The organism is Parasphingopyxis sp. (assembly GCF_052168275.1).
In the GTDB taxonomy this organism is placed as follows: Bacteria; Pseudomonadota; Alphaproteobacteria; order Sphingomonadales; family Sphingomonadaceae; genus Parasphingopyxis.
The window spans coordinates 1-23,505 of sequence record NZ_JBQLZM010000135.1 but is presented as its reverse complement, the minus strand read 5'-3'; the positions used below and the strand labels follow the sequence as shown (position 1 = coordinate 23,505).

At 65.9% G+C, this 23,505-nt stretch carries 25 protein-coding genes and 3 tRNA genes; 7 read left to right on the top strand and 21 right to left on the bottom strand.

The window, feature by feature from the left end; genetic code table 11:
• Window positions 1–13: 13 nt before the first annotated feature.
• The 4 genes from ACTS1X_RS12120 to ACTS1X_RS12105 all read right to left on the bottom strand — a co-directional run bounded on the left by ACTS1X_RS12120 (window position 14) and on the right by ACTS1X_RS12105 (window position 5,111).
• A complete protein-coding gene (locus ACTS1X_RS12120; protein ID WP_442614656.1) occupies window positions 14–1,561 on the bottom strand; it encodes an XrtA system polysaccharide chain length determinant in 1,548 nt (515 codons plus the stop codon).
• Between the two features lie 46 nt (window positions 1,562–1,607).
• Window positions 1,608–2,213, bottom strand: coding sequence for an XrtA/PEP-CTERM system exopolysaccharide export protein (locus tag ACTS1X_RS12115; RefSeq protein WP_442614655.1), 606 nt, complete (start codon window positions 2,211–2,213; stop codon window positions 1,608–1,610).
• A gap of 145 nt (window positions 2,214–2,358) precedes the next feature.
• Window positions 2,359–3,606, bottom strand: a complete 1,248-nt coding sequence (locus tag ACTS1X_RS12110; protein ID WP_442614654.1) for a pyridoxal-dependent decarboxylase, exosortase A system-associated — start codon at window positions 3,604–3,606, stop codon at window positions 2,359–2,361.
• On the bottom strand, window positions 3,603–5,111 hold the full coding sequence (locus tag ACTS1X_RS12105) for an acyl-CoA ligase (AMP-forming), exosortase A system-associated (RefSeq protein ID WP_442614653.1): 1,509 nt from the start codon (window positions 5,109–5,111) through the stop codon (window positions 3,603–3,605). Before ACTS1X_RS12105 ends, ACTS1X_RS12110 begins: the two co-directional genes overlap by 4 nt.
• Window positions 5,112–5,170: 59 nt before the next feature.
• Between ACTS1X_RS12105 and ACTS1X_RS12100 the strand changes: the two genes are divergently transcribed.
• Genes ACTS1X_RS12100 through ACTS1X_RS12085 form a run of 4 tightly spaced genes read left to right on the top strand, consistent with a single transcriptional unit; the run spans window position 5,171 to window position 7,986 of the window.
• On the top strand, window positions 5,171–6,175 hold the full coding sequence (locus ACTS1X_RS12100; RefSeq protein ID WP_442614652.1) for a GNAT family N-acetyltransferase: 1,005 nt from the start codon (window positions 5,171–5,173) through the stop codon (window positions 6,173–6,175).
• Window positions 6,176–6,206: 31 nt separating this feature from the next.
• The gene (locus ACTS1X_RS12095; protein ID WP_442614651.1) at window positions 6,207–6,479 is read left to right on the top strand and encodes an acyl carrier protein; all 273 of its coding nucleotides are present in this window, start codon (window positions 6,207–6,209) and stop codon (window positions 6,477–6,479) included.
• Window positions 6,480–6,532: 53 nt separating this feature from the next.
• A complete protein-coding gene (locus ACTS1X_RS12090; RefSeq protein ID WP_442614650.1) occupies window positions 6,533–7,171 on the top strand; it encodes a hypothetical protein in 639 nt (212 codons plus the stop codon).
• A complete protein-coding gene (locus tag ACTS1X_RS12085; RefSeq protein WP_442614649.1) occupies window positions 7,159–7,986 on the top strand; it encodes a hydrolase 1, exosortase A system-associated in 828 nt (275 codons plus the stop codon). The genes ACTS1X_RS12090 and ACTS1X_RS12085 overlap by 13 nt, the downstream gene beginning before the upstream one ends.
• Here ACTS1X_RS12085 and trxB read toward each other — a convergent pair.
• Together trxB and ACTS1X_RS12075 are read right to left on the bottom strand one after the other, a co-directional pair.
• Window positions 7,983–8,927 carry a thioredoxin-disulfide reductase gene (trxB, locus tag ACTS1X_RS12080; protein ID WP_442614694.1) on the bottom strand — a complete coding sequence of 315 codons (945 nt, stop codon included), beginning with the start codon at window positions 8,925–8,927 and terminating at the stop codon, window positions 7,983–7,985. The two genes, ACTS1X_RS12085 and trxB, sit on opposite strands and share 4 nt — an antisense overlap.
• 125 nt (window positions 8,928–9,052) lie before the next feature.
• A tRNA-Met gene (locus tag ACTS1X_RS12075) sits at window positions 9,053–9,129 on the bottom strand.
• A 148-nt stretch (window positions 9,130–9,277) separates the two neighbouring features.
• On the opposite strand from ACTS1X_RS12075, the gene ACTS1X_RS12070 reads away from it, so the two are divergent.
• Window positions 9,278–9,691, top strand: coding sequence for a DUF3775 domain-containing protein (locus tag ACTS1X_RS12070; RefSeq protein ID WP_442614648.1), 414 nt, complete (start codon window positions 9,278–9,280; stop codon window positions 9,689–9,691).
• Window positions 9,692–9,703: 12 nt separating this feature from the next.
• Here ACTS1X_RS12070 and ACTS1X_RS12065 read toward each other — a convergent pair whose 3' ends face one another.
• From ACTS1X_RS12065 to ACTS1X_RS12055, 3 genes are read right to left on the bottom strand one after another with little or no spacing between them, the layout of a single operon-like run.
• Window positions 9,704–10,219, bottom strand: coding sequence for a 2'-5' RNA ligase family protein (locus ACTS1X_RS12065; RefSeq protein WP_442614647.1), 516 nt, complete (start codon window positions 10,217–10,219; stop codon window positions 9,704–9,706).
• A complete protein-coding gene (locus ACTS1X_RS12060) occupies window positions 10,216–10,794 on the bottom strand; it encodes a nucleotidyltransferase family protein (RefSeq protein ID WP_442614646.1) in 579 nt (192 codons plus the stop codon). The genes ACTS1X_RS12065 and ACTS1X_RS12060 overlap by 4 nt, the downstream gene beginning before the upstream one ends.
• 9 nt (window positions 10,795–10,803) lie before the next feature.
• A complete protein-coding gene (locus ACTS1X_RS12055) occupies window positions 10,804–12,708 on the bottom strand; it encodes a potassium transporter Kup (RefSeq protein WP_442614645.1) in 1,905 nt (634 codons plus the stop codon).
• A 171-nt stretch (window positions 12,709–12,879) separates the two neighbouring features.
• On the opposite strand from ACTS1X_RS12055, the gene ald reads away from it, so the two are divergent.
• Window positions 12,880–13,974: an alanine dehydrogenase gene (gene ald / locus ACTS1X_RS12050; RefSeq protein ID WP_442614644.1), complete on the top strand. Its 1,095-nt coding sequence runs from the start codon at window positions 12,880–12,882 to the stop codon at window positions 13,972–13,974.
• Here ald and ACTS1X_RS12045 read toward each other — a convergent pair.
• The 7 genes from ACTS1X_RS12045 to ccmC are packed head-to-tail and all read right to left on the bottom strand — an operon-like array spanning window position 13,971 to window position 18,835.
• Window positions 13,971–14,636: a tetratricopeptide repeat protein gene (locus tag ACTS1X_RS12045; protein ID WP_442614643.1), complete on the bottom strand. Its 666-nt coding sequence runs from the start codon at window positions 14,634–14,636 to the stop codon at window positions 13,971–13,973. The two genes, ald and ACTS1X_RS12045, sit on opposite strands and share 4 nt — an antisense overlap.
• On the bottom strand, window positions 14,636–15,055 hold the full coding sequence (locus tag ACTS1X_RS12040; protein ID WP_442614642.1) for a cytochrome c-type biogenesis protein: 420 nt from the start codon (window positions 15,053–15,055) through the stop codon (window positions 14,636–14,638). Before ACTS1X_RS12040 ends, ACTS1X_RS12045 begins: the two co-directional genes overlap by 1 nt.
• The gene (locus tag ACTS1X_RS12035) at window positions 15,052–15,630 is read right to left on the bottom strand and encodes a DsbE family thiol:disulfide interchange protein (RefSeq protein ID WP_442614641.1); all 579 of its coding nucleotides are present in this window, start codon (window positions 15,628–15,630) and stop codon (window positions 15,052–15,054) included. The genes ACTS1X_RS12040 and ACTS1X_RS12035 overlap by 4 nt, the downstream gene beginning before the upstream one ends.
• The gene (locus ACTS1X_RS12030; protein WP_442614640.1) at window positions 15,627–17,552 is read right to left on the bottom strand and encodes a heme lyase CcmF/NrfE family subunit; all 1,926 of its coding nucleotides are present in this window, start codon (window positions 17,550–17,552) and stop codon (window positions 15,627–15,629) included. Before ACTS1X_RS12030 ends, ACTS1X_RS12035 begins: the two co-directional genes overlap by 4 nt.
• A complete protein-coding gene (gene ccmE, locus ACTS1X_RS12025) occupies window positions 17,549–17,980 on the bottom strand; it encodes a cytochrome c maturation protein CcmE (protein WP_442614639.1) in 432 nt (143 codons plus the stop codon). Before ccmE ends, ACTS1X_RS12030 begins: the two co-directional genes overlap by 4 nt.
• Window positions 17,977–18,114, bottom strand: a complete 138-nt coding sequence (locus ACTS1X_RS12020) for a hypothetical protein (RefSeq protein WP_442614638.1) — start codon at window positions 18,112–18,114, stop codon at window positions 17,977–17,979. Before ACTS1X_RS12020 ends, ccmE begins: the two co-directional genes overlap by 4 nt.
• 4 nt (window positions 18,115–18,118) lie before the next feature.
• Complete coding sequence (ccmC, locus tag ACTS1X_RS12015; protein ID WP_442614637.1) at window positions 18,119–18,835, bottom strand: heme ABC transporter permease CcmC; 717 nt, start codon at window positions 18,833–18,835, stop codon at window positions 18,119–18,121.
• 103 nt (window positions 18,836–18,938) lie between these two features.
• On the opposite strand from ccmC, the gene ACTS1X_RS12010 reads away from it, so the two are divergent.
• Window positions 18,939–19,847, top strand: coding sequence for a DMT family transporter (locus tag ACTS1X_RS12010; RefSeq protein WP_442614636.1), 909 nt, complete (start codon window positions 18,939–18,941; stop codon window positions 19,845–19,847).
• Here the strand turns inward: ACTS1X_RS12010 and ACTS1X_RS12005 are convergent.
• From ACTS1X_RS12005 to lon, 5 genes are all read right to left on the bottom strand, one after another.
• Complete coding sequence (locus ACTS1X_RS12005; protein ID WP_442614635.1) at window positions 19,844–20,893, bottom strand: Glu/Leu/Phe/Val family dehydrogenase; 1,050 nt, start codon at window positions 20,891–20,893, stop codon at window positions 19,844–19,846. The two genes, ACTS1X_RS12010 and ACTS1X_RS12005, sit on opposite strands and share 4 nt — an antisense overlap.
• A gap of 49 nt (window positions 20,894–20,942) precedes the next feature.
• Window positions 20,943–21,019: transfer RNA gene (locus tag ACTS1X_RS12000), tRNA-His, on the bottom strand.
• A gap of 118 nt (window positions 21,020–21,137) precedes the next feature.
• Window positions 21,138–21,212 (bottom strand) — tRNA-Val (locus tag ACTS1X_RS11995).
• 136 nt (window positions 21,213–21,348) lie between these two features.
• On the bottom strand, window positions 21,349–21,621 hold the full coding sequence (locus ACTS1X_RS11990; RefSeq protein WP_442614634.1) for an HU family DNA-binding protein: 273 nt from the start codon (window positions 21,619–21,621) through the stop codon (window positions 21,349–21,351).
• 162 nt (window positions 21,622–21,783) lie between these two features.
• A partial coding sequence (gene lon, locus ACTS1X_RS11985) for an endopeptidase La (RefSeq protein WP_442614633.1) occupies window positions 21,784–23,505 on the bottom strand: 1,722 nt, incomplete at its 5' end.

Here is a 23,505-nt window from a genome sequence, read left to right as displayed (position 1 = left end):
CGTTCCCGTCCCCTCAGGCCGCCAGGCCGCGCTGGATGAATTCGACCGCCATCAGAACGACGAACACGCCGAACAGGGCGGCGGTGCCTGCCGCAAAGCGCCGGAAATTCTGCCGGCGGATCTCGGCATCGACTGGCTTCACGATTTCGCTGATCGCGCCGAGCACCGGCAGGCCGGTGCCGCTGCCGAGCCGCCGGGCGGTCGGATAGGTGGTCTTGAGCTGCCCTTGCGCGAACGCGGCTGCGATACCCAGGGCGATCGCGGCGAACAGGACGAGGATCAGCAGCAGCGGCCGGTTCGGCGCGGCGGGCGCGCTCGGCATGCTGGGCGGATCGACGACGCGGAAGGTGTTGCTGTCAGTTTCGGTGACGACATCGCCGCGCAGACGCACGCGTTCGCGGTCGGCGACGAGCTGGTTGTACTGGGTCTGGAGCGCGAGATAATCGCGATCGAGCTGCTGGAGTTCGGCCATCTGGCCCGGATTGCTCGAGCGCTGGCGCTCGATCTGTTCGATGCCGGCGCGCAGCTGATCGCGCCGTGCCGTCAGGGCGGCGACCTGGGCCTGGCGATCGGCCATTATCGAGCGCAGCGACGTGTAGAGCGGATTCGAGACGCCTCCGACGGTTCGCGACCCGCCTCCACGCTCTCCGCGCGCCTGTGTACGGGCGCGCGCAATCTGAGATTCCAACGCGACAACGTCGGGATGCTGGTCGGTCCAGCCCCGCGACCGCGCATCGGCGAGCTGGGCCTGAAGCGCATTGAGTCGCGCGGTCGCCGGTCCCACTGCCACCGCGCCGCCGTCTGCGGCGCTGGTCGTGGGCGACGTCGCGCCCAGTTGCGCCTGGACCGTGGACAGCGAGCTTTGCGCGGCGGCAAGGTCGCCCTCTATCGTGCGCATTTCGGACCGCGCCTGCTCCATGCGCTGGGTGATCGTCCCGGTGCCGGGCAGCAGGCCGCTATATTCGCTTTCGAAGTTCGCGCGGCGTTCTTCCATCTGCTGGAGTCGCTGTTCGCGCTCGGCAATCTGGCGATCGAGAAATTCGACCGACTGCGTCGCTTCGGCGCGCGTTCCGGCAAGATTCTCCTCGACGAAGACGTCGATGAGCTTCTGGTTGATCTGCTGGGCGAGCCCCGGCCCGTCCCAGCTGGCGCTGATCTCGAACATGTTGCCCGGCTGACCGAAACTGTTGGGATCCTGCTGTGCCGCCACCGTCACGTTCGCACGCAGCTGCGACGCGAGCGACCGCACCTGCGCGTCGGTCGTTGCCTGTTGCGCGAGATCGGTCTGGCGGACGACCTGCTCGAGATTGGCGGTCGACGCCAGCGTCTGGCGGATGCGATCGATATTCGCGCGCTGCTCGCGGCCGGTGACGCCGATCTCGTTGGTCAGCACAGAATCCTGCTGTACGTAGATCCGCGCCTGCGAGGTGTAGCTGTTCGGGATCATCGCGATCACCAGCCAGCCCAGTACGGCGACGCCCCAGGCGACCGCCAGTGCGAGCCAGCGGCGCTGCCAGATCGCGTGCAGTGCGATCCTGATTTCTTCGTAGATGCCGTTCATGTCGTGGTCGTCGCCTTTCGCGAATGGATGGCCGGGGCGCGTTCGATCAGAACATGCTTTCGGGGATGATGATCACGTCGCCGGGCTGGAGATCGACGTTCGCCGTCGTATCGCCGCGCCGCAGCAAGCTCGAAATGCGCAGGTCATATTCGCGCTGCTCGCCGGTCGTCCGGTCGTGCCGGACGAGGCGGGCGCGGTTGCCCGCGGCGAATTCGGACAGGCCGCCGACCGCGATCATCGCGTCGAGCAGCGTCATATTGGCCCGGTACGGGATGGAGGCGGGCTCTTCGGTGGCGCCGATCACCCGGACCCGCTGGGCGTAGGTGCCCGAAAATTCGTTGACGATCACCGACACGCGCGGCTCGGTGATGTACTGGGCGAGCATGACCGAGATATCGTCCGCGAGCATCGCCGGCGTCTTGCCGACGGCGACCATGTCCTGGATCAGCGGCGTCGTGATCCGGCCGTCGGGCCGCACCTGTACCTCGGCGCCAAGCTCCGGATTGCGCCAGACGAAAATGGTCAGCTGGTCGAGCGGGCCGATGACATATTCCTCGCCCGGCCCCTGGTTGGTGCTGACGAAGGAAGCCGGCGGCAGTTCCTGCCCCGAACCGCCGGCGCAACCGGCCAGGGCGAAGGCGGAAACGCCCATGCAAAAGGCAATCTTCGTTGATTTGACGCGCATCATCAGGCCCTTCTTTTTCCGGGCCGATGACGTCATCCTCCGCAAAACGCGCGGGGATTCTGGCCCTTTCTCGGATGCGTCATGCACCGGAAAGGGTTAAATTCATGTTGAGTTATATGGTTATTTTTCCGCCCTTAACCACGATCTCCGCCGCAGTCGGATGGCTCAGGAAGTTTACGGGACTGGCGCTTAAACCATAAGCGCCCGATGCGAACACCGCGACATAGTCGCCGATCTCGGCCCGCGGGACGGCGATATCGGCGGCCAGCCTGTCGAGCGGCGTGCACAGCGGGCCGACGACCGTGGCGTCCTCCACCGCGTCTTCGCCCATATGCGAGGCGATCGCCACCGGATAGTTCCGCTTCATCACCATGCCGAAATTGCCGGATGCGGCGAGATGGTGGTGCATCCCGCCATCGGTCACCAGGAACAGCGCGCCCTTGCTCGCCTTGCGGTCGAGGATGCGCGCGACATAGACGCCCGCCTCGCCGATCAGCCAGCGCCCGAGCTCGATCATGAACCGGGTGTCGGCGAGAACGGGATCGCGACCGCCCAAGGCCCCGGACAGGCGCGCGCCGACGGCCTCGACGTCGAGCGGGGTGTCGTTGGCCGTGTAGGGAATCCCGAATCCGCCGCCCAGATTGACGCTTTTCGGGGCCTCTCCGATCGCTTGCGCAAGCTCGGCCGCGAGCGCGATGCTCGCCTCCTGGCTTTCGGCGATGGCATCCGCATCGAGAGACTGCGATCCGGAATAGATATGAAAACCGCGCCAATCCGCGCCTTTGGAGAGGATGTACCGGACCAGCGCCGGCACCCGCTCCTGATCGATGCCGAACGGCTTGGCGCCGCCGCCCATGCTCATGCCCGATCCCTTGAGCTCGAAATCCGGGTTCACGCGCACCGCGAGCCGCGGCGTGACGCCCAGGCGTTCGCCGATCGCCAGCGCCCGCTCCGCCTCGGTTTCGGATTCCAGGTTGAGCGTCGCGCCGAGCGAAATCGCGAGTTCGAGCTCGGGATCGCGCTTGCCGGGGCCCGCGAAGCTGACATGCGCCATATCGGCGCCACAGTCGCGCACCCGCTCCAGTTCGCCGCCCGATGCCATGTCGAGCCCGTCGGTGATCGCCATTAGATGTTGTATTACAGAAGGATGCGGATTGGCTTTTACGGCGTAATGCAGGTGAATTTCGGGCGGCATCACCGCGCGGAACCGCTCGACCTGCGCCGTCGCCAGATCGAGGTCGTACGCGAAAAACGGCGTCCGGCCGGCCCGTTCGGCTAGTTCCGACAGCGCTATCCCCCCGATCTCGAGTTCGCCCTGCTGGCCGGCAAAGGCCGGCGGTATCGGTCCGATCGGTTTCATGTGCCCCATTTCCGTTCAATTTCAGTGCGATCGAGCTTGCCATTCGGATTGCGTGGCAATTCATCCTGCCAGACGATCTCGCGCGGCTGCATGAAATTGGGCAGTTCGGCCTTGAGAAAGCGCTTCAGGCCGTCTTCGGCGTCGCCGCCCCCGCCCCGCACGACCAGCATGATCGCCTGTCCGAGCCGCTCGTCGGCAACCCCGAAAGCACAGGCTTCTGCGGTAAATCCGCTCTCGATGGCTGCATCTTCGATCTCGCTCGGCGAAATCCGGTTGCCCGCGCTCTTGATCATGGCGTCGTCGCGGCCGACGAACCGCAGAAAGCCATCGTCGGCGCGGACGACGGTGTCCCCCGACCAGACCGCCATGCCGCCATAGTCGGAAAAGTCCGGGGCCGGCCTGAAACGCAGCGCGGTCCGCTCGGGATCCCGCCAATAGCCGAGCGCTACGAGCGGCCCCGCATGGACGAGCTCGCCCGGCTCCCCGGGCGCCGCCTCGCCGCCATCGGGCGCAACCACCATGATCTCGGCGAACGGGATCGCCGTGCCGATGCTTTCCGGCATCCGGTCGATCAGCGCCGGATCGAGCGTCGTCGAGCGGAACGCCTCGGTCAGCCCGTACATCGAATGCAGCGCGGCGTTCGGGAACGTCTCGCGCAGCGCCTGGACCAGCGGCACCGGCATCTTGCCGCCGCTATTCGTCAGAACCCGCAGTTTTCCGGCGATTTCGTCAGGCCATTCGATCTCGGTCAGCTGTACCCAGAGCGGCGGCACGCCGGCGAGGATCGTGGCGTCATGACGCCGCACCGCCTTTGTGACGTCACGCGGCATCAGATAGTCGAACGGCACGACCGAAGCCCCCGCATACCAGCTCGAAAACAGCTGGTTCTGGCCGTAGTCGAAGCTGAAGGGCAGGACGCACAGCGTCCGGTCCCGGGGCGCGATCCCGAGATAATGTGCGACGCTCTGTGCGCCCAGCCACATATTGGCATGGCTCAACATCACGCCTTTGGGGCGCCCCGTGGAGCCGGACGTATACAGAATGGCGGCCAGGTCGCCCGGATCGGCGTCGGAGGGCGGCAATCCCCGCCCGTCGAATACCGCATCGCCTTCCAGCGCCTGCATACAGTCCCCGGGCAGGTCGCCGTCCTCCAACGTGCCGAGCCGCGATTGTCCGGCGATCAGCAGCCGCGCGCCGCTGTCTGCAAGGATATGGCCGACCTGGGCGCGTTTCAGCAGCGGGTTGACCGGGACGTGCACGAGACCGGCGCGCGCCGCCGCGAGCGGCATCATGCAGGCCAGGCGCGTCTTGTTGAGCCAGCTGGCGACCCTGTCGCCCGGGGAGAGCCCCTGCTCCAGCAGCCATGCCGCCAATGCGCCGACCGCGGCGCCCAGCCCGGCGAAGTCCAGTTCGCCCTGCTTGTCGACCAGCGCAACTGCGTCCGGCGTTCCGCGTGACGCCAGATGATCGAGCGGTCTGGGGTCGGGATTTAAGGTTTTCGTCATGGCTTCCGGTTAACTAATGAGGCCACGGGCGGCGGGCCAGCGATCACCGGGATAGCGTCATGACAGTTAACGTAAAGCTATTCGATAGCCTGGCCGACGTCATGATCGATGCCGGCGATGCGCTCGACCGGACCCAGCAACCCAGCCTGTACGACCGGATCGCATGGTTCGAGATGACGTCGCAACATTGCGGCAGCGACGACAGGCCGCCGCTGGTCGCTCGCGCCCTTCGCGGCGACGCCGCTGCCTGGCTCTTCCTGTGCCGGACGGGCCCGCGGCGCGCCGAAGCGCTGGCGAGCTGGTACACGCTGGCATTCGACGTGGTCCGCAGGGGCGAAGATGACGGGCTCCTCGTCGCGATCGCCGAAGCGCTCAGGGAGCTGGCGCTGATCGAGCTCGCGCCGCTGGCGAATCCGGAGCCCATCGAACGGGCGTTCGGGGCGGCGGGGTGGAAGACCGTCAGGACGGTCACGACCGAAAACTGGGAGTTGCGGCCGCCAAGGAGTTTCGACAGTTACTGGGAAACGCGGCCGGGCAAGTTGCGCTCGACCGTCAAGCGCAAGGCCAAAAAGGCCGATCTCGACATCGCCATCCATCGCGCGTTCGACGATCTGGCGTGGAAGGACTACCGGAAGGTCTACTCGCAGAGCTGGAAACCCGAGGAAGGGTCCTGGGGCTTCATGCGGGCATTCGCGGAAAGGGAGGGGGCGGCCGGCACGCTCCGGCTCGGCATCGCCTATCGCGAGGGGGAACCCGTCGCGGCACAGCTCTGGCATGTCGAGAATGGCCGGGCGACCATCCACAAGCTTGCCTATGCGGAAAGCGCCAAATCCTATTCTCCGGGGTCGATCCTGAGCGAGGCGATGTTCCGGCACGTGATCGAGGAGGATCAGCCGGATATCATCGATTACGGGACCGGCAGCGAACCCTACAAGGCGGACTGGATGGACGCGGCGCGACCGCTATACGCGCTCAAGCTCTACAATCCGCGGCAGCCGCGGGCCTGGATCCCGCTGCTCCGCCACAAATTCTCAGGCCTTGTCCGGCGCGCTTCGAGCGATTAGGCGGGCGCATCGGGTTTGCAGGGGAAGTTTCATGGCATCTGAAGCCGCCGATACGGTCGAGGAGACGCTGCGCGCGGTGCTGGTCGACGTCCTGGGTCTGGGCGAAGCGCAGGTCGCGGATTTCGATGCCGATACCGAATTGTTCGGCGCCATACCCGAACTGGATTCGATGGCGGTTGCCGGCCTGTTGACCGAGATCGAGGACCGGCTCGATATCTGGATCGAGGATGACGAGTTCGAGACCGAGATGCTCGAAACGTTCGGCAATCTCCTCGCCTTTGCCCGGCAAAAGACGCGTCGGTGACGCCCCCCGTCCCGCGATTTTCGTTCTATGAATCGCGGGGTGCGGCGCATCCCATGATGAGCTTCGGCCCGGCGGAGGCCAGCCAGCTGCTGATCGTGCCGCCCCTGTTCGAGGAACTGAACCGGACGCGCAAACTGCTTTCCGACCTGATGCGGGCGCTCGCCGACAGCGGCGTCGCGACGCATCTGCCGGACCTGCCCGGCACCGGAGAAAGTGAGACCGGGCTGGCCGCGATACAATGGACGGATTGGCGTCACGCCGTCGATGACGCCGCGACGGCCTGCGCCGCGACCGCGATATTCGCGGTCCGCGGCGGCTGTCTGCTCGACGACGTCGTGCCGGGCCTGCCGCATATGCGCTTCTCCCCGGTCCAGGGCAAAAGGCTGATCCGCGATCTTATCCGGTCGCGTAGCCTGAACGATCCCGATTTCGACAGCGCCGCCCAACAGGCGGTCTTTACGGAAGGCCCCACTCTGCTCGGCGGCTATCCGGTCAGCGCCGCGCTCGCCTCTGCAGTCCGCGACGCCGATATCGCCGATCTTTCCGACACCAGCACGATCCGGCTCGAGACCGAACATGGCGCGGCGGATCGCCGGATCGCCGGACCGCCGTTATGGCGCCGGGCCGAGCCTAGCGGCTCGGCCGAACTGACCGGCGCGCTGACCGCGGGGATCGCCGAATGGACGGGCTGATGCGATCGCAATTCGCCTTTGAATGCGCCGATGAACTGCTTGCGGGTTCGCTGGATCCGGCGGACAGGGCGATCGGCGTGCTCATCGTCACCGGAGGCGGCCAGACGCGGTTCGGCGCGCATCGCGGCTTCGCGGAACTGGGTGCGGCGCTGGCGAACGCCGGATATCCGGCGATGCGCTACGACCGGCGCGGCGTCGGCGACGGTTCGGGCGAGGATCCGGGGTTCGAGGCCAGCGCGCCCGACCTGCAGGCCGCCGTCGACGCGTTCCGCGAAAGGGCGCCGAACATCGCGCATATCGTCGGATTCGGACTGTGCGATGGCGCCACGACGCTGTGCCTCCACCATCGCCAATGCGGCGTCGACGCCATGATCCTCGCCAATCCCTGGGTCGTCGAAGCGGCGGCGAACGAGCCGCCACCGGCGGCCATCAAGAGCCACTATCGCGACCAGCTGCTCAGTTTCGGGGGCTGGAAACGGCTGCTGACCGGCGGAATCGACTATCGGAAGGCCATCGCCGGCCTGCTCAAGATCGCGAAACCGCGGCGCAGCGAGGGGAGTCTCGCCCAGCGCGTGGCGGAGGCGCTTGCGGCGTCGGCGGCGCCGGGCCACATCGTGCTGGCCAAGGATGACGCCACGGCCATCGGTTTCGACGACGAATGGCGCAAAGGCGCGCTCGCGCCGCTTGCCGGCGAGGCCCGGTTCAGCCGCGACGTCATCGACACCGATGCCCACAGCTTCGCCCGCGACGGCGATTTCGATCAGCTCAGGGACAGTTGTCTGGCGGCGCTCCGACGTTTCGAAGAGACCTTCTAGGCGGTTTCCAGCTCGGACTCGAATTCGGCCTCGGCGAGGAATTTTTCCGCATCGAGCGCGGCCATGCAGCCAGTGCCGGCAGCCGTGACGGCCTGCCGGTATACCTTGTCCATTACATCGCCGCAGGCGAACACGCCCGGAACGCTCGTCCGCGTGCTGCCGGGCTCGACCTTGATGTAATTGTCCTCGTCGAGCTCGAGATGACCCCGGAACAGTTCCGTCGCCGGGTCGTGGCCGATGGCGATGAAACCGCCTTCCGCCGGAATCTGCGATATCTCGCCGGTCTTCGTGTCCTTGAGATCGATCGCGACCAGCCCTTCCGGATCGCCGCCGCCCACAAACTTGTCCACAGTCTTGTCCCACAGCACGGTGATGTGCGGATGGGCGAACAGCCGGTCCTGCAGCACCTTTTCGGCCCGCAATTCGTCGCGGCGATGGATCAGGGTGACGTCGTCGCTGTGATTGGTGAGATAGAGCGCTTCCTCGACCGCGGTATTGCCGCCGCCGACCACCGCGATTTTCTTGCCGCGGAAGAAGAAGCCGTCGCAGGTCGCACAGGCCGAAAGCCCCTTCCCGCGCAGCGCGGTCTCGCTGTCGAGGCCCAGCCAGCGCGCCTGGGCGCCCGTCGCGATGACCAGCACGTCGCCGACATATTCGTCGCCGCCGTCGCCCTTCATCCGGAACGGCCGTTTCGAGAGATCGACCTCGACGATGCTGTCCCACATCATCCGCGCGCCGCAATTCTCGGCCTGTTTCTGCATCTGTTCCATGAGCCATGGGCCCTGGATGATGTCGGCGAATCCCGGATAATTCTCGACCTCGGTCGTCGTCGTCAGCTGGCCGCCGGGCTCGATGCCCTGCACGACGATCGGTTCCATGCCGGCGCGGGCGGCGTAGATCGCGGCAGAAAGCCCCGCGGGGCCCGATCCGAGGATGAGCATTTTGGTGCGATGCGTTTCGGCCATGACGTATCCTGTTCAAACTGAGGGCCCGAAATAGGTGCCCTGCCTTCCCCGGCGCAAGCGCGCAACAGGCTGGCATTGCTTGAACGGGGAAAAGAGAAACTTGGTAGCGGAGGAGGGATTTGAACCCCCGACACATGGATTATGATTCCACTGCTCTAACCAACTGAGCTACTCCGCCCCGACGCACGAAGGCGAGCGCCGCAAACCGGCGTTGGGGGCCTATAGGCAGCGCGTCTTTTGCGGTCAACCGGTTTGGCATAGCGGGGAACCCGGATGGACCGCCAAGTGTTGAATCGGTAGGTTTGCCGACTGCAGGAGACGCGACAATGGACCTCGAAACCCCGCTCGACATGATCTGCCGGATCATCGTCCGCGCGCGCGAATGGGACGCGCAGGTGCCCTCCAACGAACCCGACGAGGTGGACGAGGACGGCCCGATTTCCACGGACGACGCGTATGACGTGATGATCGACGAGAAGAATGATTCGGTCGAGGCGGAGATCGAGGCCGCGCTCGACGATCTCGCCGAAGACCAGATTGCCGAAGTGCTGGCGCTGGCCTGGGTCGGCAACGGCACGTTCGAGGCGACGGAATGGGACGAAGCGCTGGCCGCGGCAGCCGATCCGGACAGCGACCCGGCGGCGGATCAGCTGATGGAGATGCCGATGCTCGCCGCCTATCTCGACGCCGGGCTGGAGGCGTTCGGTCTCAGCTGCGAAGGCATCGGCCAGATCGACTGATCCGGAAACCCGTCAGCCGGTAAATCTGTGCGTCGAAAGCGGCTCCCACGGGCCGCCGCGATAATACCAGCTTGCAAGGCCGGCGATCTTCAGCGGCTGGGGCACGAACTCCCGGGACAGTTCCTCGAGGAGCGCTCTCGCCTCCACGGGTTCCACCTTGTTCTGGATCGTGACATGCGGGCGCCAGCGCTGCCGATCCTGCGGCGTCAGAAGGCCGGAAAACGCGTCCGACAGCCGGTCGCGGATGTCCTGCAGTGCGGGACTCTCGACCCGGAGCGCCACGCCGCGCCCCAGCGACATCAGCCCGGTCAAGCGCGCCGGGGGCGACCGCGTGCCGCGTGTTTCGGCGTTGAGCCGATGCTTGAGCTCCGCGGCGACGCTCGGCGGCAGGTGGTGGAAAAGCGTCAGATGGGCGTCGACGACATTGCGTTCCGGCGGGAAATGCCGGCGGCGCAATCCGTTCAGACAGGAGAAATCCTCCGCGCCGAACACGGCGGAGACGATTATCGGGGCGGCTTCGGCCGTCATGGGCGGCGCCGTCCGCCGTTCGCGAGTCGATCGGCAGGGCGATCGATATCGGCGATCGCCGCGCGCCCCGATTCGACACCGACAACCTCGTTCGCGCGGAAGGGCGGCTGTCCGCGCGTGAGGCGGTCGGCGACCGTTCCGACGTCGCGGATCAGCACCGGATGGCCCGGCCTTCCGCGATGCGCGGCGCGGACCGCGATCGGACAGCGGGAGCGCGCCTTGGCCAGACGGGCGGCGGGACGGGATTCCCGGAGCGGCATATCGGCCAGGAAAACAAGCGCTTGGCGCTCGGATGCGCGGAGCGACCGCAGTCCACGCAACAGGCTGGCCCGCCGGCCCCGCCGGTGGTCCGGCGCGAAGACGGCCGATACCCGGTCGTTGCGAACCGCATGCACGACGCGCGCAGTGCGGAATCTGTCGGCGCCGATGACGACAAGCACGCGCCCGACCGGCGCCCGCAGCGCCGCATCGATCGCCCATCGCAGCAGCGGCCTGCCGCGATACGGCGACAACAGCTTGTTGGCGGTTCCGAAGCGGCGGGACCGCCCGGCCGCGAGAATGATGGCCGCGCGCACGAAAAGGCTTCAGATCTCGACCTGGCTGCCGAGTTCGACCACCCGGTTCGGCGGCAGGCGGAAGAATTGCATCGCCGTCTCCGCGTTGCGCAGCATCCAGGCGAACAGCTTCTCGCGCCACGGGGCCATGCCCGGGTTTTCCGAGCTCAGCAGCGTCTGCCGGGCGAGGAAGAAACTGGTCTCGATCATGCGGAACGGCGGTCCGCAGGTCGTGACCTTCTCGAGCGCCTTGGGCACATTAGTGTCCTGCATGAAGCCGTAGCGCAGGATGATCCGGTAGAAGCCGGCACCCAGATCCTCCGATTTGACGCGATCCTGTTCGGCGACGTGCGGCCGGTCGAGAATCGAGACGGTCAGAAGCACGATCCGCTCGTGCAGGACCTTGTTATGCTTGAGGTTGTGGAGCAGCGCATGGGGCACGCCTTCGGGCGAGGTCGTCATGAAGACGGCGGTGCCGGGAACGCGGGTGGCTTCGCCTGCCGCGGATTTGACGAAGACCTGAACCGGCATGGCGGTTTCGCGCATCTGGGCGATGAGCAGCGAGCGCCCCTTGGCCCAGCTCGTCAGCAGGATGAATGCGAAGCCGCTGATCGCCAGCGGCACCCATCCGCCATCGGTCAGCTTGGTGAGATTGGCTGCGAAGAACAGCAGGTCGACGACGAAGAACAGCCCGACGAGCAACCCGGCCCAGAGCTTGTTCCATTTCCAGAAGCTGAAGAGCAGGACGCTGAGCAGACAGGTGTCCATCAGCATCGCCCCGGTCACGGCGATGCCATAGGCGGCGGTCAGGTTCGATACGTTGCCGAACGTCAGCACGAGCAGCACGACCATGATCATCAGCGCCCAGTTGACGACCGGGATGTAGATCTGGCCGATCGTCTTGGCATTGGTGTGGTTGATCCTGAGGCGCGGCATGAAGCCGAGCTGGATGGCCTGCTGCGTCACCGAGAAGGCGCCCGAAATCACCGCCTGGCAGGCGATGATCGCCGCTAGCGTGGCGATGATCAGCAATGGCAGCTGGAACCAGCCCGGCGCCAGCATGAAGAATGGGTTGGCCATGATCGCCTCGCCCTCGCGCAGGGCCAGCGCGCCCTGCCCCATATAGTTGAGCATCAGCGCCGGAAGGACGAAGACGAGCCAGGAGACGCCGATCGGCTTGCGGCCGAAATGGCCCATGTCCGCATAGAGCGCTTCGGCGCCGGTCACGGCGAGCACGACGGCGCCGAGCGCCAGAAACGCCTTGAGCGGTTCCATCATGAAGAATTGCACCGCGTAGTGCGGGCTGAAGGCCCAGAGGATTTCGGGGTTTTGCGCAATGCTGAGAATGCCGAGAACCGAAATCGTCAGGAAGTAGAGCAGCATGATCGGCCCGAAAAACGCGCCGACCCGCGCGGTTCCCGACCGCTGGATAAGGAACAGGAAGATAAGGATGAAGACAGCGATCGGTATGATCCAGCCGCTCAGCGACGGATTGACCACGGCAAGCCCTTCGACGGCGCCGAGCACCGATACCGCCGGGGTGATCATCGAGTCGCCGAAGAACAGCGCGGTGGCGAGCACGCCGAGCATGACGATCCCGGCGCTCCATTTCTTGCCGGAGTTGCGGCCGCCCATCAGCGCCAGCAGCGCGAGGCTTCCCCCCTCCCCGCGATTGTCCGCGCGCATGATGATCGCCACATATTTGATCGTGACGACGAGCATCATGGCCCAGAAGATCAGGCTCAATACGCCGTACAGATGCAGCGCATCGAGCGCGAGCGGGTGATGGCCGGTAAACGCCTCGCGAAACGCATAAAGCGGACTCGTTCCGATATCGCCGAACACGATGCCGATCGCACCGAGCGCGAGCTTGATGACCGCCTGGTCGCGCGTCGGCGGACCGGAGACAGGGTGAGCAGTTTTCGAATCGCCCATTTTTTACGGACACGGCCCCTTGTGAATGCCGGGTAAGCCTCGCTGGCCGGGCAGTCTGGCCCGGGTGCGGCAAAGCGCGCGCACTATCACGAGATTCGCCCGTTCGCAATGGGAGGACAAGCTTAACGCGGGTCGCTATAGGCCGGCGATCAGCAATCTCAGGAGGCGTCGATGCGCGTCGGAATCCCCAAGGAAATCAAGAATCACGAATATCGGGTCGGACTCACCCCGGACTCGGTTTTCGATGTCGTCCAGGCCGGTCACGAGGTGACCGTCGAAACCAAGGCCGGTTGCGGCATCGACTTCGACGATGACGATTATCGCGCGGTCGGCGCGACGATCGTCGACACTGCGGCGGAGGTGTTCGCCGGTTCGGACATGATCGTGAAGGTCAAGGAACCGCAGGCGCAGGAAGTCGCGATGCTCGAATCGCGCCACATCCTCTTCACCTATCTCCATCTCGCCGCCGACAAGCCCCAGACCGAGGGGCTGATGGCCTCGGGGGCGACCTGCATCGCCTATGAGACGGTGACCTCGCCCAACCGCTCCTTGCCGCTGCTCAAGCCGATGAGCGAAGTGGCGGGCCGGATGTCGATCCAGGCCGGGGCGCATTATCTCGAAAAAGAGCAAGGCGGCCGCGGCATCCTACTCGGCGGCGTGCCGGGCGTGGCGCCGGCCAAGGTCGTGATCATCGGCGGCGGCGTCGCCGGGCTCAACGCGGCGCAGATGGCGGTCGGCCTGCGCGCCGACGTGACGATCTACGATATCAGCAACGACCGGCTCGCCGAACTCGACACCCATTTCGGCAACACGATCAAGACGGCCTACGCCTCCAAGGCGGCGATCGAGGCCGCGGTCAGATCGGCGCATCTGGTCGTCGGCGCGGTGCTGGTCCCCGGCGGTGCGGCGCCGAAACTGATCACCCGCGACATGCTGAAGACGATGAAGCGCGGTTCGGTCGTGGTCGATATCGCGATCGACCAAGGCGGCTGTTTCGAAACCTCGCGGCCGACGACGCACGAACATCCGGTCTATGTGGAAGAGGGCGTCATCCATTATTGCGTCGCCAACATGCCCGGCGCGGTCGCGCGGACCTCGACCTTCGCGCTGAACAACGCGACGCTGCCCTATGTGATCCAGCTTGCGAACAAGGGGCCGGACAAGGCGATGGCGGACAATCCGCATCTCGCGGCCGGTCTCAACGTTTCGGACGGCAAGATCCGCTACGAAGCGGTCGCCGAGGCGCTCGACCTGCCGTTCAACTAGGCGCCTGATTCGTCCTCGGGCGCGGGTGCGGCTGGCATTTCGGCCGGCCGTCCCTGCGCCCGGGCGATGCTTGCCAACCGGCTTTCCAGATCCGCGCGATAGGGCGCGTCCTCGGGCGTGCGTTCGAGCAGCGCCCGCCAGGTCGCCTCCGCATCGTCGAGCCGGCCCGCCTGGGCCAGCGCGAGGCCGAGGAAGAAGGGCGGGCCGGGATGCTCGGGCGCGAGCTGCGCGGCCCGCTCGAAGGCGAGCTGCGCGGCCGGGTTCATCTGCCCTTCCCCATGGAGCAGCAGCGCGTTGCCGAGTGCCACCCAGAGATCGGGATTGCCGGGATCGTTATCGATCCCGTTCTGGATCGCGTGGGCGGCGTTCATGTGATTGCCGACCCGGTTCAGCGCTTCGGCGAACTCGATCCAGCGTTCGGACGAGGCGTTGCGATTGTCGAGAAACGCCTCGTTGATGTCGGTGCTGCCTTCGGGCGGCCGTTCCAGACGGTTTTCGGTCGGCCGCCCGTCGAGGACGGGACTTCCCTGCCACGCATAGCCGGCCAGGCCGATCAGCAGCGCCGCTCCCAGCCATTCGAGCCGCCGCCCCCGAAACTCGGCGAGCCGCCAGAGCCAGAACAGGATGAGCGCGATCAGGCCGACCGCCGCGAACCAGCCCATCAGCTGTCCTTGCCGGGCAGGCGGAACCGACCGCGCGCAAGCCAGATTCCCGCGCCGAGCAGCGCGATCGGCAGCAGCCAGAGCGGCCATGTCACGCTGTCGATCGGGGGGTCGTAGGTGATCCAGCGGCCATAGCGGTCGACCAGCCAGTTCCGGATCTCCTCGGGTTCCTCGCCCGCGGCGATGCGGCGGCGGACGAGCGCGCGCATGTCCTGCGCCATGTCGGCGTCGCTGTCGGCGATCGACTGGCCCTGACATACCAGACAGCGCAGCGATTCCATCAACTCCTTGGCTTCGGCTTCCTGGGTCTCGTCCGGAAGCTGGCGATTGGCCCATTCGGCTTCCGGCATTCGCGATTGCGCATGGACGGGACCGCTCAGCCCGACGGCCAGCAGCAGTATCGCGAGCCAGCGGCTCATCGCGCATTCTCCAGCGCGGCGAGTATCTCGGGTACATGCTCGGGGCGGATATCGCCGATATGCTGGTGCACGATCACGCCATCGCCGTCGACGACGAAGGTTTCCGGCACGCCGGATGATCCCAGGGCAAGCTGCGCCTCGCTCTGCGTATCGGCGCCGATCCGCTCATAGGGATCGCCCCATCGCTGGAGAAACGCATAGACATCCTCGGGACGGTCCCGCACCGCAACGGCATCGATGGCAACGCCCGCGTCGCGTAGCTGCATCAGCTGGGGCGCTTCGGCGATGCAAGGCACGCACCAGCTCGCGAAGAAATTCAGCAGCCGCGGTTCGCCGGTGGCGAGGTCTGCGCTGCTGAGCCCCGGACGGCCGGGCAGCGACGGCTCGAGCGCGAATTCCGGCATCGGTTGGCCGATCAGCTGCGATTCGATCGCCCGCTGCTGGGGCGAGCTGTTCCCGAAATAGAGGGCGTAGCCGAAAAAGCCGAAAAAGATCGCGGCGATGACGAGCGGCACCCAGAGGATGAAGCGCTTCATGGCAGCCGTCTGCTTTTCGATGGCGGGATCGGTACTCATGCCCAGGCCTCGCGTTCCATGGTCCGTCGCTCGCGCCGGACGCGGCCGATGAGCGAGAGCAGGCCGCCGAGCGCGATCAGGAGCGCCCCGAGCCAGATCAGGGTCACGAACGGTTTCCACCAGAGGCGCAACTGGGAGCGCCCCGCTCCGTCGCTGCTGCCGATGACGGTGTACAACTGCCCGTTCCACGCCGTCCGGATAGCGGCCTCGTTGGTCTCGGTCTGGGGCGAGGAGAACATGCGGGACTGCGGCGCCAGGACGAACGCTTCGCCATCGCCGCGCTGGACGGTCAGGCCGCCCTCGACCGCCGTCCAGTTCGGCCCGGCGACCGGCCGCGTCCCGTCAAAGGTCACCGAATAGGGTCCGACCTCATGGGTCTCTCCCGGCGTCGCGGCCACCAGAACCTCTTCGCTGAACGCGCTTTCGAAGGCCATGCCGGCCATGGAGACGGCGATACCGAGATGAGCCACGACCATGCCGTAGATGAATAGCGGCGTCCGGCGCAGATTGCGCTTCCAGAGCGGCGCAATGCTCGCCGCCGCCACGCCGGCCGCGAGGATCAGGCCGAGCATCGGCAGGATTCCGATGGGCGAGGTCAGCAGGACGAGCGCCATCAACGCCAGCGCGGCGATCAGCACCGGCAGCGAAATACGGCCCATCACGTTGCGCCAGCGGTCGCGCCGCCAGCGCAGCAGCGGCCCGACCGCCATCGCGGCGACCAAGAGCAAAGCCAGTGGACCGGCCGTCGCGTTGAAATAGGGCGGGCCGACGGAAAGCTGCTCGCCGGTCACCGCTTCCACGCCGAGCGGATAGAGCGTCCCGATCAGGACGATGCCGAGGATCGCCGTGAGCAGGAGGTTGTTCGCGACCAACGCGCCCTCCCGGCTCATGAACTCGAACTGCGCGCCTTCCCGTACCGTGCCGACGCGCATGGCATAGAGCGCGAGAGCGCCGCCTATATAGAGGATCAGCAGGCCGAGGATGAACGTCCCGCGCTGCGGGTCGACGGCAAAGGCGTGGACGCTGGTCAGCACGCCGGACCGGACGAGGAAGGTGCCGAGCATCGACATCGAGAAGGCCACGACCGCGAGCATGATCGTCCAGGCGCGCAGCGCGTCGCGCGTCGCCAGCACGGTGACCGAGTGCAGCAATGCGGTCGCGGCGAGCCACGGCATCAGCGAGGCGTTCTCCACCGGATCCCAGAACCACCAGCCGCCCCAGCCCAGTTCGTAATAGGCCCAGTAGCTGCCCGCCGCGATCCCGATCGTGAGGAATATCCAGGAAGCCAGCACCCATGGCCGCATCGCGCGCGCGAAAGTCGGCCCGACATCGCGCGTCAGCAGCGCACCCACGGCAAAGGAAAAGGCGATCGAAAGACCGACATAGCCGACGTACAGTGTCGGCGGATGGAAGGCGAGACCGGGATCCTGCAGCAAGGGGTTGAGGCCCCTGCCCTCGGGCGCGGCCGGGCTGAGGCGCGCAAAGGGATTCGAGGCGAAGATCAGGAAGGCGTAGAAGCCGAGGCCGATGGCGGCCTGCGCCGCCAGCGTCGCGGTCAGCGTTCTTTCCTTGAGCCGGCTTTCGAACATCGCGACCAGCGATCCCGACAGGGCGAGAATCGCGACCCAGAGCAGCATCGATCCCTCGTGATTGCCCCAGGTTCCCGAAAATTTGTACAGCCACGGCTTGGCCGAATGGCTGTTCGCCGCGACCAGCTCGACCGACAGGTCCGTGCGCATGAACAGCCAGACCAGCATCGCGAAGGAGAACATGGTCAGCAGCCCCTGGACGATGGCGACCGGCCGGATCGCGCTGACCGCCCCACTGCTATCGGATCGCAGCGCCATCACGCCGAACACGAGCTGGAGGCCGCACAGGGCGGCGGCGAGCCACAGGGCGGCGAGACCGGCCTCGGCGATCACCGGCGCGGGTCTCCGACCAGTTCCACGTCCGCCAGTTCGGGCGGCATGTAATTCTCGTCATGCTTCGCCAGGATATGGTCGGCCACGAATACGCCGTTGGCGTCGAGCGCGCCTTCGGCCACGACGCCCGAATTCTCGGCGAACAGGTCCGGTGTAATCCCGGCATAGACGACGGGCACCTGCGCTTCGGCATCCTGCACGAGGAAGCGGATCGACACCCCGTCCGGCAGTTCCTCGATCGACCCCTGCGCGACCATCCCGCCGAGCCGGAACGCCTGGCCCACGGGTACCGGTTCGGCGGCGATCTCGGCCGGGGTTCGAAACAGCGCGGCATTGTCGCGCAGGCCGAACAGCGCGAGGAATCCAGCGCCGATCACCGCCACGATGGCGATGATCGCGAGCGTCAGCCGCTGATGTTTCGCTTTCATCGCCCGTCACCCTCGCGCAGCGCTGCCGCACGGTTTTCCGTCGCCCGCATGCGCGCGAAGCTCCACACCGCCAATAAAGCGGTTCCCGCGATCGTGCACGCATAGGCGGCGATGATGAACGGCCACGGCTCCATCCCGTTATCCTTGTGCCAGACGGCGCAACCGCGCCTCGATCCGGATATCGGCGATGATCGCGCGCATCCGGAACAACGTGATCGCGCCAAAGAGCATCGAGAAGCCCAGAACCGCAATCCCCAGCGGCCATAGCATGGCGCTATCGATCGCCGAGCCGCTCAACGTGAGGCTCTGCGGTTGATGCAGCGAGTTCCACCAGGTGACCGAATAGTGGATGATGGGCAGGTTGATCGCGCCGATCACGCCGAATATCGCCGCGACCCGGCCGATGCTGGCCCGTTCGTCGCTGGCGGCGGCGAGCGCCATGAACCCGAAATAGAGGAACAGCAGCACCAGCATCGAGGTCAGCCGCCCGTCCCAGATCCACCAGGTTCCCCAGGCGGGTCGGCCCCAGATCGATCCGGTCAGCAGGCAGAGCGCGGTGAAAAGCGCGCCGGGCGCGGCGATCGCGCGCGCCGCTATCCCGGCCAGCGGATGCCGCCAGACGAGCTGCATGATGCTGGCGAGGAGGATGCCGGTCCAGCCTGCCATACCCAGCCAGGCGGTCGGCACATGGACGTACATGATGCGGACGAGCTCGCCCTGCAGATAATCGGGCGGCGAAAAGAAGAGGCCCATCGCGAAGGCGATGCCGGTCGTCAGCAGGCCGCCCCAGAACAACCAGGGGGTCAGCGGCCGGGCGATCGACAGAAATCGGGTCGGATTTGCGAAAACGTGCATGGGCAGCGTCTCTTAGCGTAGCATCCGCCCGGGGAAAAGCATAAGAGGACGGCAAATCCGTTTCGTCCGACGACATTCCTTCGCCCGGAGGCACACGCCGCCCTTGACCGATCTCTCGCCGCCCGAACAACGGCCCGTCGCCGGCATCGTGTTGCGCGTATCGGCGGCCACCATTTTCGCGTTCATGGCGGCGATGGTGAAGATCGGATCCGACCACGGCCTGCACCCGATCGAAATGATCTTCTGGCGATTCGCCTTCGCGCTGCCGCCGCTGTTGCTGTGGATCGCGCTCCGGCCGGGCGGTTTGCAGGTCGTCAAGACGAAACGGCCGCTCGCCCATCTCTGGCGGGCGCTGATCGGCTTCGTCGCGATGGGCTTCGGCTATTGGGCGATCACCCTGCTGCCGCTCGCCGAAGCGACCGCGATCAGCTTCGCCGCACCGATTTTCGCGACTCTCCTGTCGGCGATCTTCCTGCTCGAGACCGTGGGCTGGCATCGCTGGAGCGCGGTCGCGATGGGGTTCGTCGGCGTGCTCGTCATCATGCAGCCGCAGAATCTCGCCCTGCCGCTCGACGGCCTCGTCGTCGCCCTGGTATCGGCGTTCGGCGTCGCCTGCGTGATCATCACGATCCGCCAGATCAGCAGGACGGAGCGCGCGATCACCACCGTGTTCTGGTTCACGCTGATATCGGCGGTTGGCACCGGGTTCGTCGTCCCCTTCTTCGCCGCCGGTCACGACTGGACGGGCTGGGCGATCATGATCGCGATCGCCATATTGGGCGGCGCGGCGCAGCTGCTGCTGACGGCATCGTTGCGGGTTGCGCCCGTCGTCGTCGTCGCGCCGTTCGATTACACGCAGCTGCTCTGGGCCGTCGCGCTGGGCTGGCTGATCTGGTCCGACGTTCCGTCGGCCGCGACCTGGACCGGCGCCGCGATCATCATCGCCAGCGGCCTGTACACGCTGTATCGCGAACGGAGGCGGTCGCGGCCGCAGCGGCCGGTTATCGTTTAGCCGCGGCCGATCAGGCGGCGGGCGATCCGGTCGGCGACATCGGCCGCGGGATCGCCGGTCTCTTCGCTTTCCTGCCAGACCTGCTCGAGCCGCTCCGGAATCTTCGCGATTCGCGCCTCGACTTCGCGCTGATCGCCCTGCCCCAGATATTCGAGGCCGACATTGATGATGCCGCCGGCGTTGATCACATAATCCGGCGCGAAGAGGATGCCGCGGTCGTGAATGCGCTGGCCGTCGGCGGGCGTCGCCAGCTGGTTGTTCGCGCCGCCGGCCACCGCCGAGCAGCGCAGCGCGGCGATGCTGCGTTCGTCGAGGATGGCGCCGAGTGCGCAGGGGCTGAGGATATCGGCTTCGACGGCGAGAATCGCGTCCGGCGCGACGGCTTCGCCGCCATATTCCCCGGCAAGCGCCTGCGCGCGCTCCGCATCGACGTCGGCGAGAGTCAGCCGGGCACCTTCGGCGGCAAGCAGTTTCGCGAGCCCGCCGCCGACGCTTCCGATTCCCTGGATCGCGACATGGACACCCTTCACGCTGTCGGTTCCGAGTGCGCGTTTCGCCGCCGCCTTCACGCCGAGGAAAACGCCGAGCGCGGTATAGGGGCCGGGATCGCCGCCGGCCGCGCCGCTCTCCACCGGCAGTCCCGAAACATGATCGGTCTGGCTGCCGATCACGACCATGTCGTCATCGGTCATGCCGACATCTTCGGCTGTGACATAGCGGCCGCCGAGGCTGTCGATGGCCCGGCCGAACGCGCGCAGCATCCTGGGTGTCTTCGTCCGCTGTTCATCGGCCAGGATAACGGCCTTGCCGCCGCCCATCGGCAATCCGGCCATCGCATTCTTGAAGCTCATGCCGCGCGACAGGCGAAGCGCGTCGGTGATCGCTCGCGTCGAATCGGCATAGTGCCAGAAGCGGACGCCGCCGGCGGCCGGCCCCAGATGGGTCGAGTGTACCGCGATGATCGCACTGAGGCCGCTCTCGACATCCCGGAAGAGATGCACGGCTTCATGGTCGTCAAAGTCGGGAAGATCCCAGGTCGCGGACATTGCAAATTCCTGAACAGCCGGCGATCGGACGATCCGTACCCGGCAAAAATGGGGCGACCGACGGGACTTGAACCCGCAACCTCCGGCATCACAAGCCGGCATTCTAACCAATTGAACTACGGTCGCCATGACTGGCGTTACAGCCAGCCGCGCACATAGGGCTCGCAGCCGCCGATCGTCAATGGTTTGTAATTAAATTACGAGCAGATTCTTGCCCGATTTATCGCGGCGCAATGGCCGAAACTGGTGGGCGCGGCTGGGATTGAACCAGCGACCCCTGCCGTGTGAAGGCAGTGCTCTCCCGCTGAGCTACGCGCCCGCTCCAGTCTGTGTCGCTGCCCCGAGAGGCAGTCCAAAAGAAAAATGGCGGGCACCGTCATAGCACCCGCCTATTTTTCCGCGGCCCGGTAAGGCTCGGCCGCTCGCCCTACCCGGCCTGACGGCCGGGAAACGGCCTAGTTGACCGCGTCTTTCAGGCCCTTGCCGGCCTTGAATTTCGGCTGCGTCGAAGCCGGAATCTGCATCGGCTCGCCGGTGCGCGGATTGCGGCCCGTCGATGCCTTGCGTTCCGTCGTCGAGAAGGTTCCGAAACCGACCAGGCGGACTTCGCCGCCATTGCTCAGCGCGCTGGTGATCGTGTCAAACACGGCTTCACAGGCCTTGCCGGCGTCTGCCTTGCTCAGACCGGACGCATCCGCGACAGAGGAAATCAGTTCTTGTTTGTTCATGCTCTCCGCACCCCTTGTGTTTGTATTTCGTAGAAATTTGGACTCACGGCGTTGCCGACGGCGCTATCTAAGTCCAATTCACCCATGGCTGTAAAGCCCTAAGACGAACAAAAACGCCAAAATTCCGAGCTTTCCGGATTATGAGGGTTAATTTGTTGCGTTTCAGTGACGGACAGTGGGCTCTCCGTCGCCCGATACGCCGGTGGTGATCTGGGGACTCGGGTCGGTTGCGATCTCGTCGGCATCGCTCCACTCGATCGGCGCCACCGCCCCGGTCAATGCGAGCGCCAGCACCTCATCGACATGACCGACGGGAACGATCTCGAGACCCTCCCGGATATTGGCCGGTATCTCGGCCAGGTCCTTTTCGTTCTCCTCGGGAATCAGGACCGTCTTGATGCCGCCGCGCAGCGCCGCAAGCAGCTTCTCCTTCAGGCCGCCGATCGGCAACACCCGGCCCCGGAGAGTAACCTCTCCGGTCATCGCGATCTCGCGATTGACGGGGATGCCCGTCAAGGTGGAGATCATCGCGGTGACCATCCCGATGCCGGCGGACGGCCCGTCTTTCGGCACCGCGCCTTCGGGCAGATGGACATGGATGTCCTTCTTGCCGAATACGCTCGGCTTGATGCCGTAGCTCGGCGCCCGCGCCTTGACGAAGCTCATCGCCGCCTGGATCGATTCCTGCATCACCTCGCCGAGCTTGCCGGTCGTCTTGATCTGTCCCTTGCCGGGCACGGTGACCGCTTCGATCGTCAGCAGCTCGCCGCCGACTTCGGTCCAGGCCAGCCCGGTCACCGCTCCGACCTGGTCCTCTTCCTCGCTGACCCCGAACCGGTATTTCGTCACGCCCAGATAATCGGACAGATTGTCCGGGGTGATCGTCACCGATTCGGCCTTGCCTTCGAGGATTTCGCGCAGCGCCTTGCGGGCGAGCTTCGCGATCTCCCGTTCGAGCGTCCGGACCCCCGCTTCGCGGGTATAGTGCCGGATCATCGAGCGCAGGCCGCCGTCCTCGAGCGCGAATTCGCCCTCCTTGAGACCGTGCGCCTCGATCTGCTTGGGCAGGAGGTGACGCTTGGCGATCTCGACCTTCTCGTCCTCGGTGTAGCCGGCGAGCCGGATGATCTCCATCCGGTCGAGCAGCGGCTGCGGCAGGTTCAGCGAGTTTGCGGTCGTCACGAACATCACGTCGGACAGGTCGAGGTCGATCTCGAGATAGTGATCCTGGAACTTGTCGTTCTGCTCGGGATCGAGCACCTCGAGCAGCGCCGAGGCCGGGTCGCCGCGGAAATCCTGTCCGAGCTTGTCGATCTCGTCGAGCAGGAACAGCGGGTTGGACGTACCGGCCTTTTTGAGGTTGGTGGCGATCTTGCCGGGCAGCGAACCGATATAGGTGCGCCGGTGTCCCCGGATCTCCGCCTCGTCGCGCACGCCGCCCAGTGACTGGCGCACGAAATCGCGGCCAGTGGCGCGGGCGATCGATTTGCCGAGCGACGTCTTGCCGACGCCGGGCGGGCCGACGAGGCACAGGATCGGGCCCTTGAGCTTGTTGGTCCGCGCCTGCACGGCCAGATATTCGACGATCCGGTCCTTGACCTTCTCCAGCGCATAATGGTCCTCGTCGAGAACCTTCTGCGCCTCGCCGATATCCTTTTTCAGCTTCGCCTTCTTGCCCCAGGGCAAGCCGAGCAGGGTATCCAGATAGTTGCGGACGACCGTGGCCTCGGCCGACATCGGCGCCATCGCCTTCAATTTCTTCAGCTCGGCCTGCGCCTTGGTCCGCGCTTCCTTGGAAAGTTTGGTTTCCTTGATCTTCTTGGCGAGTTCGGCGAGCTCGTCGCCCTCTTCCCCGTCATCGCTGCCGAGTTCGCGCTGGATCGC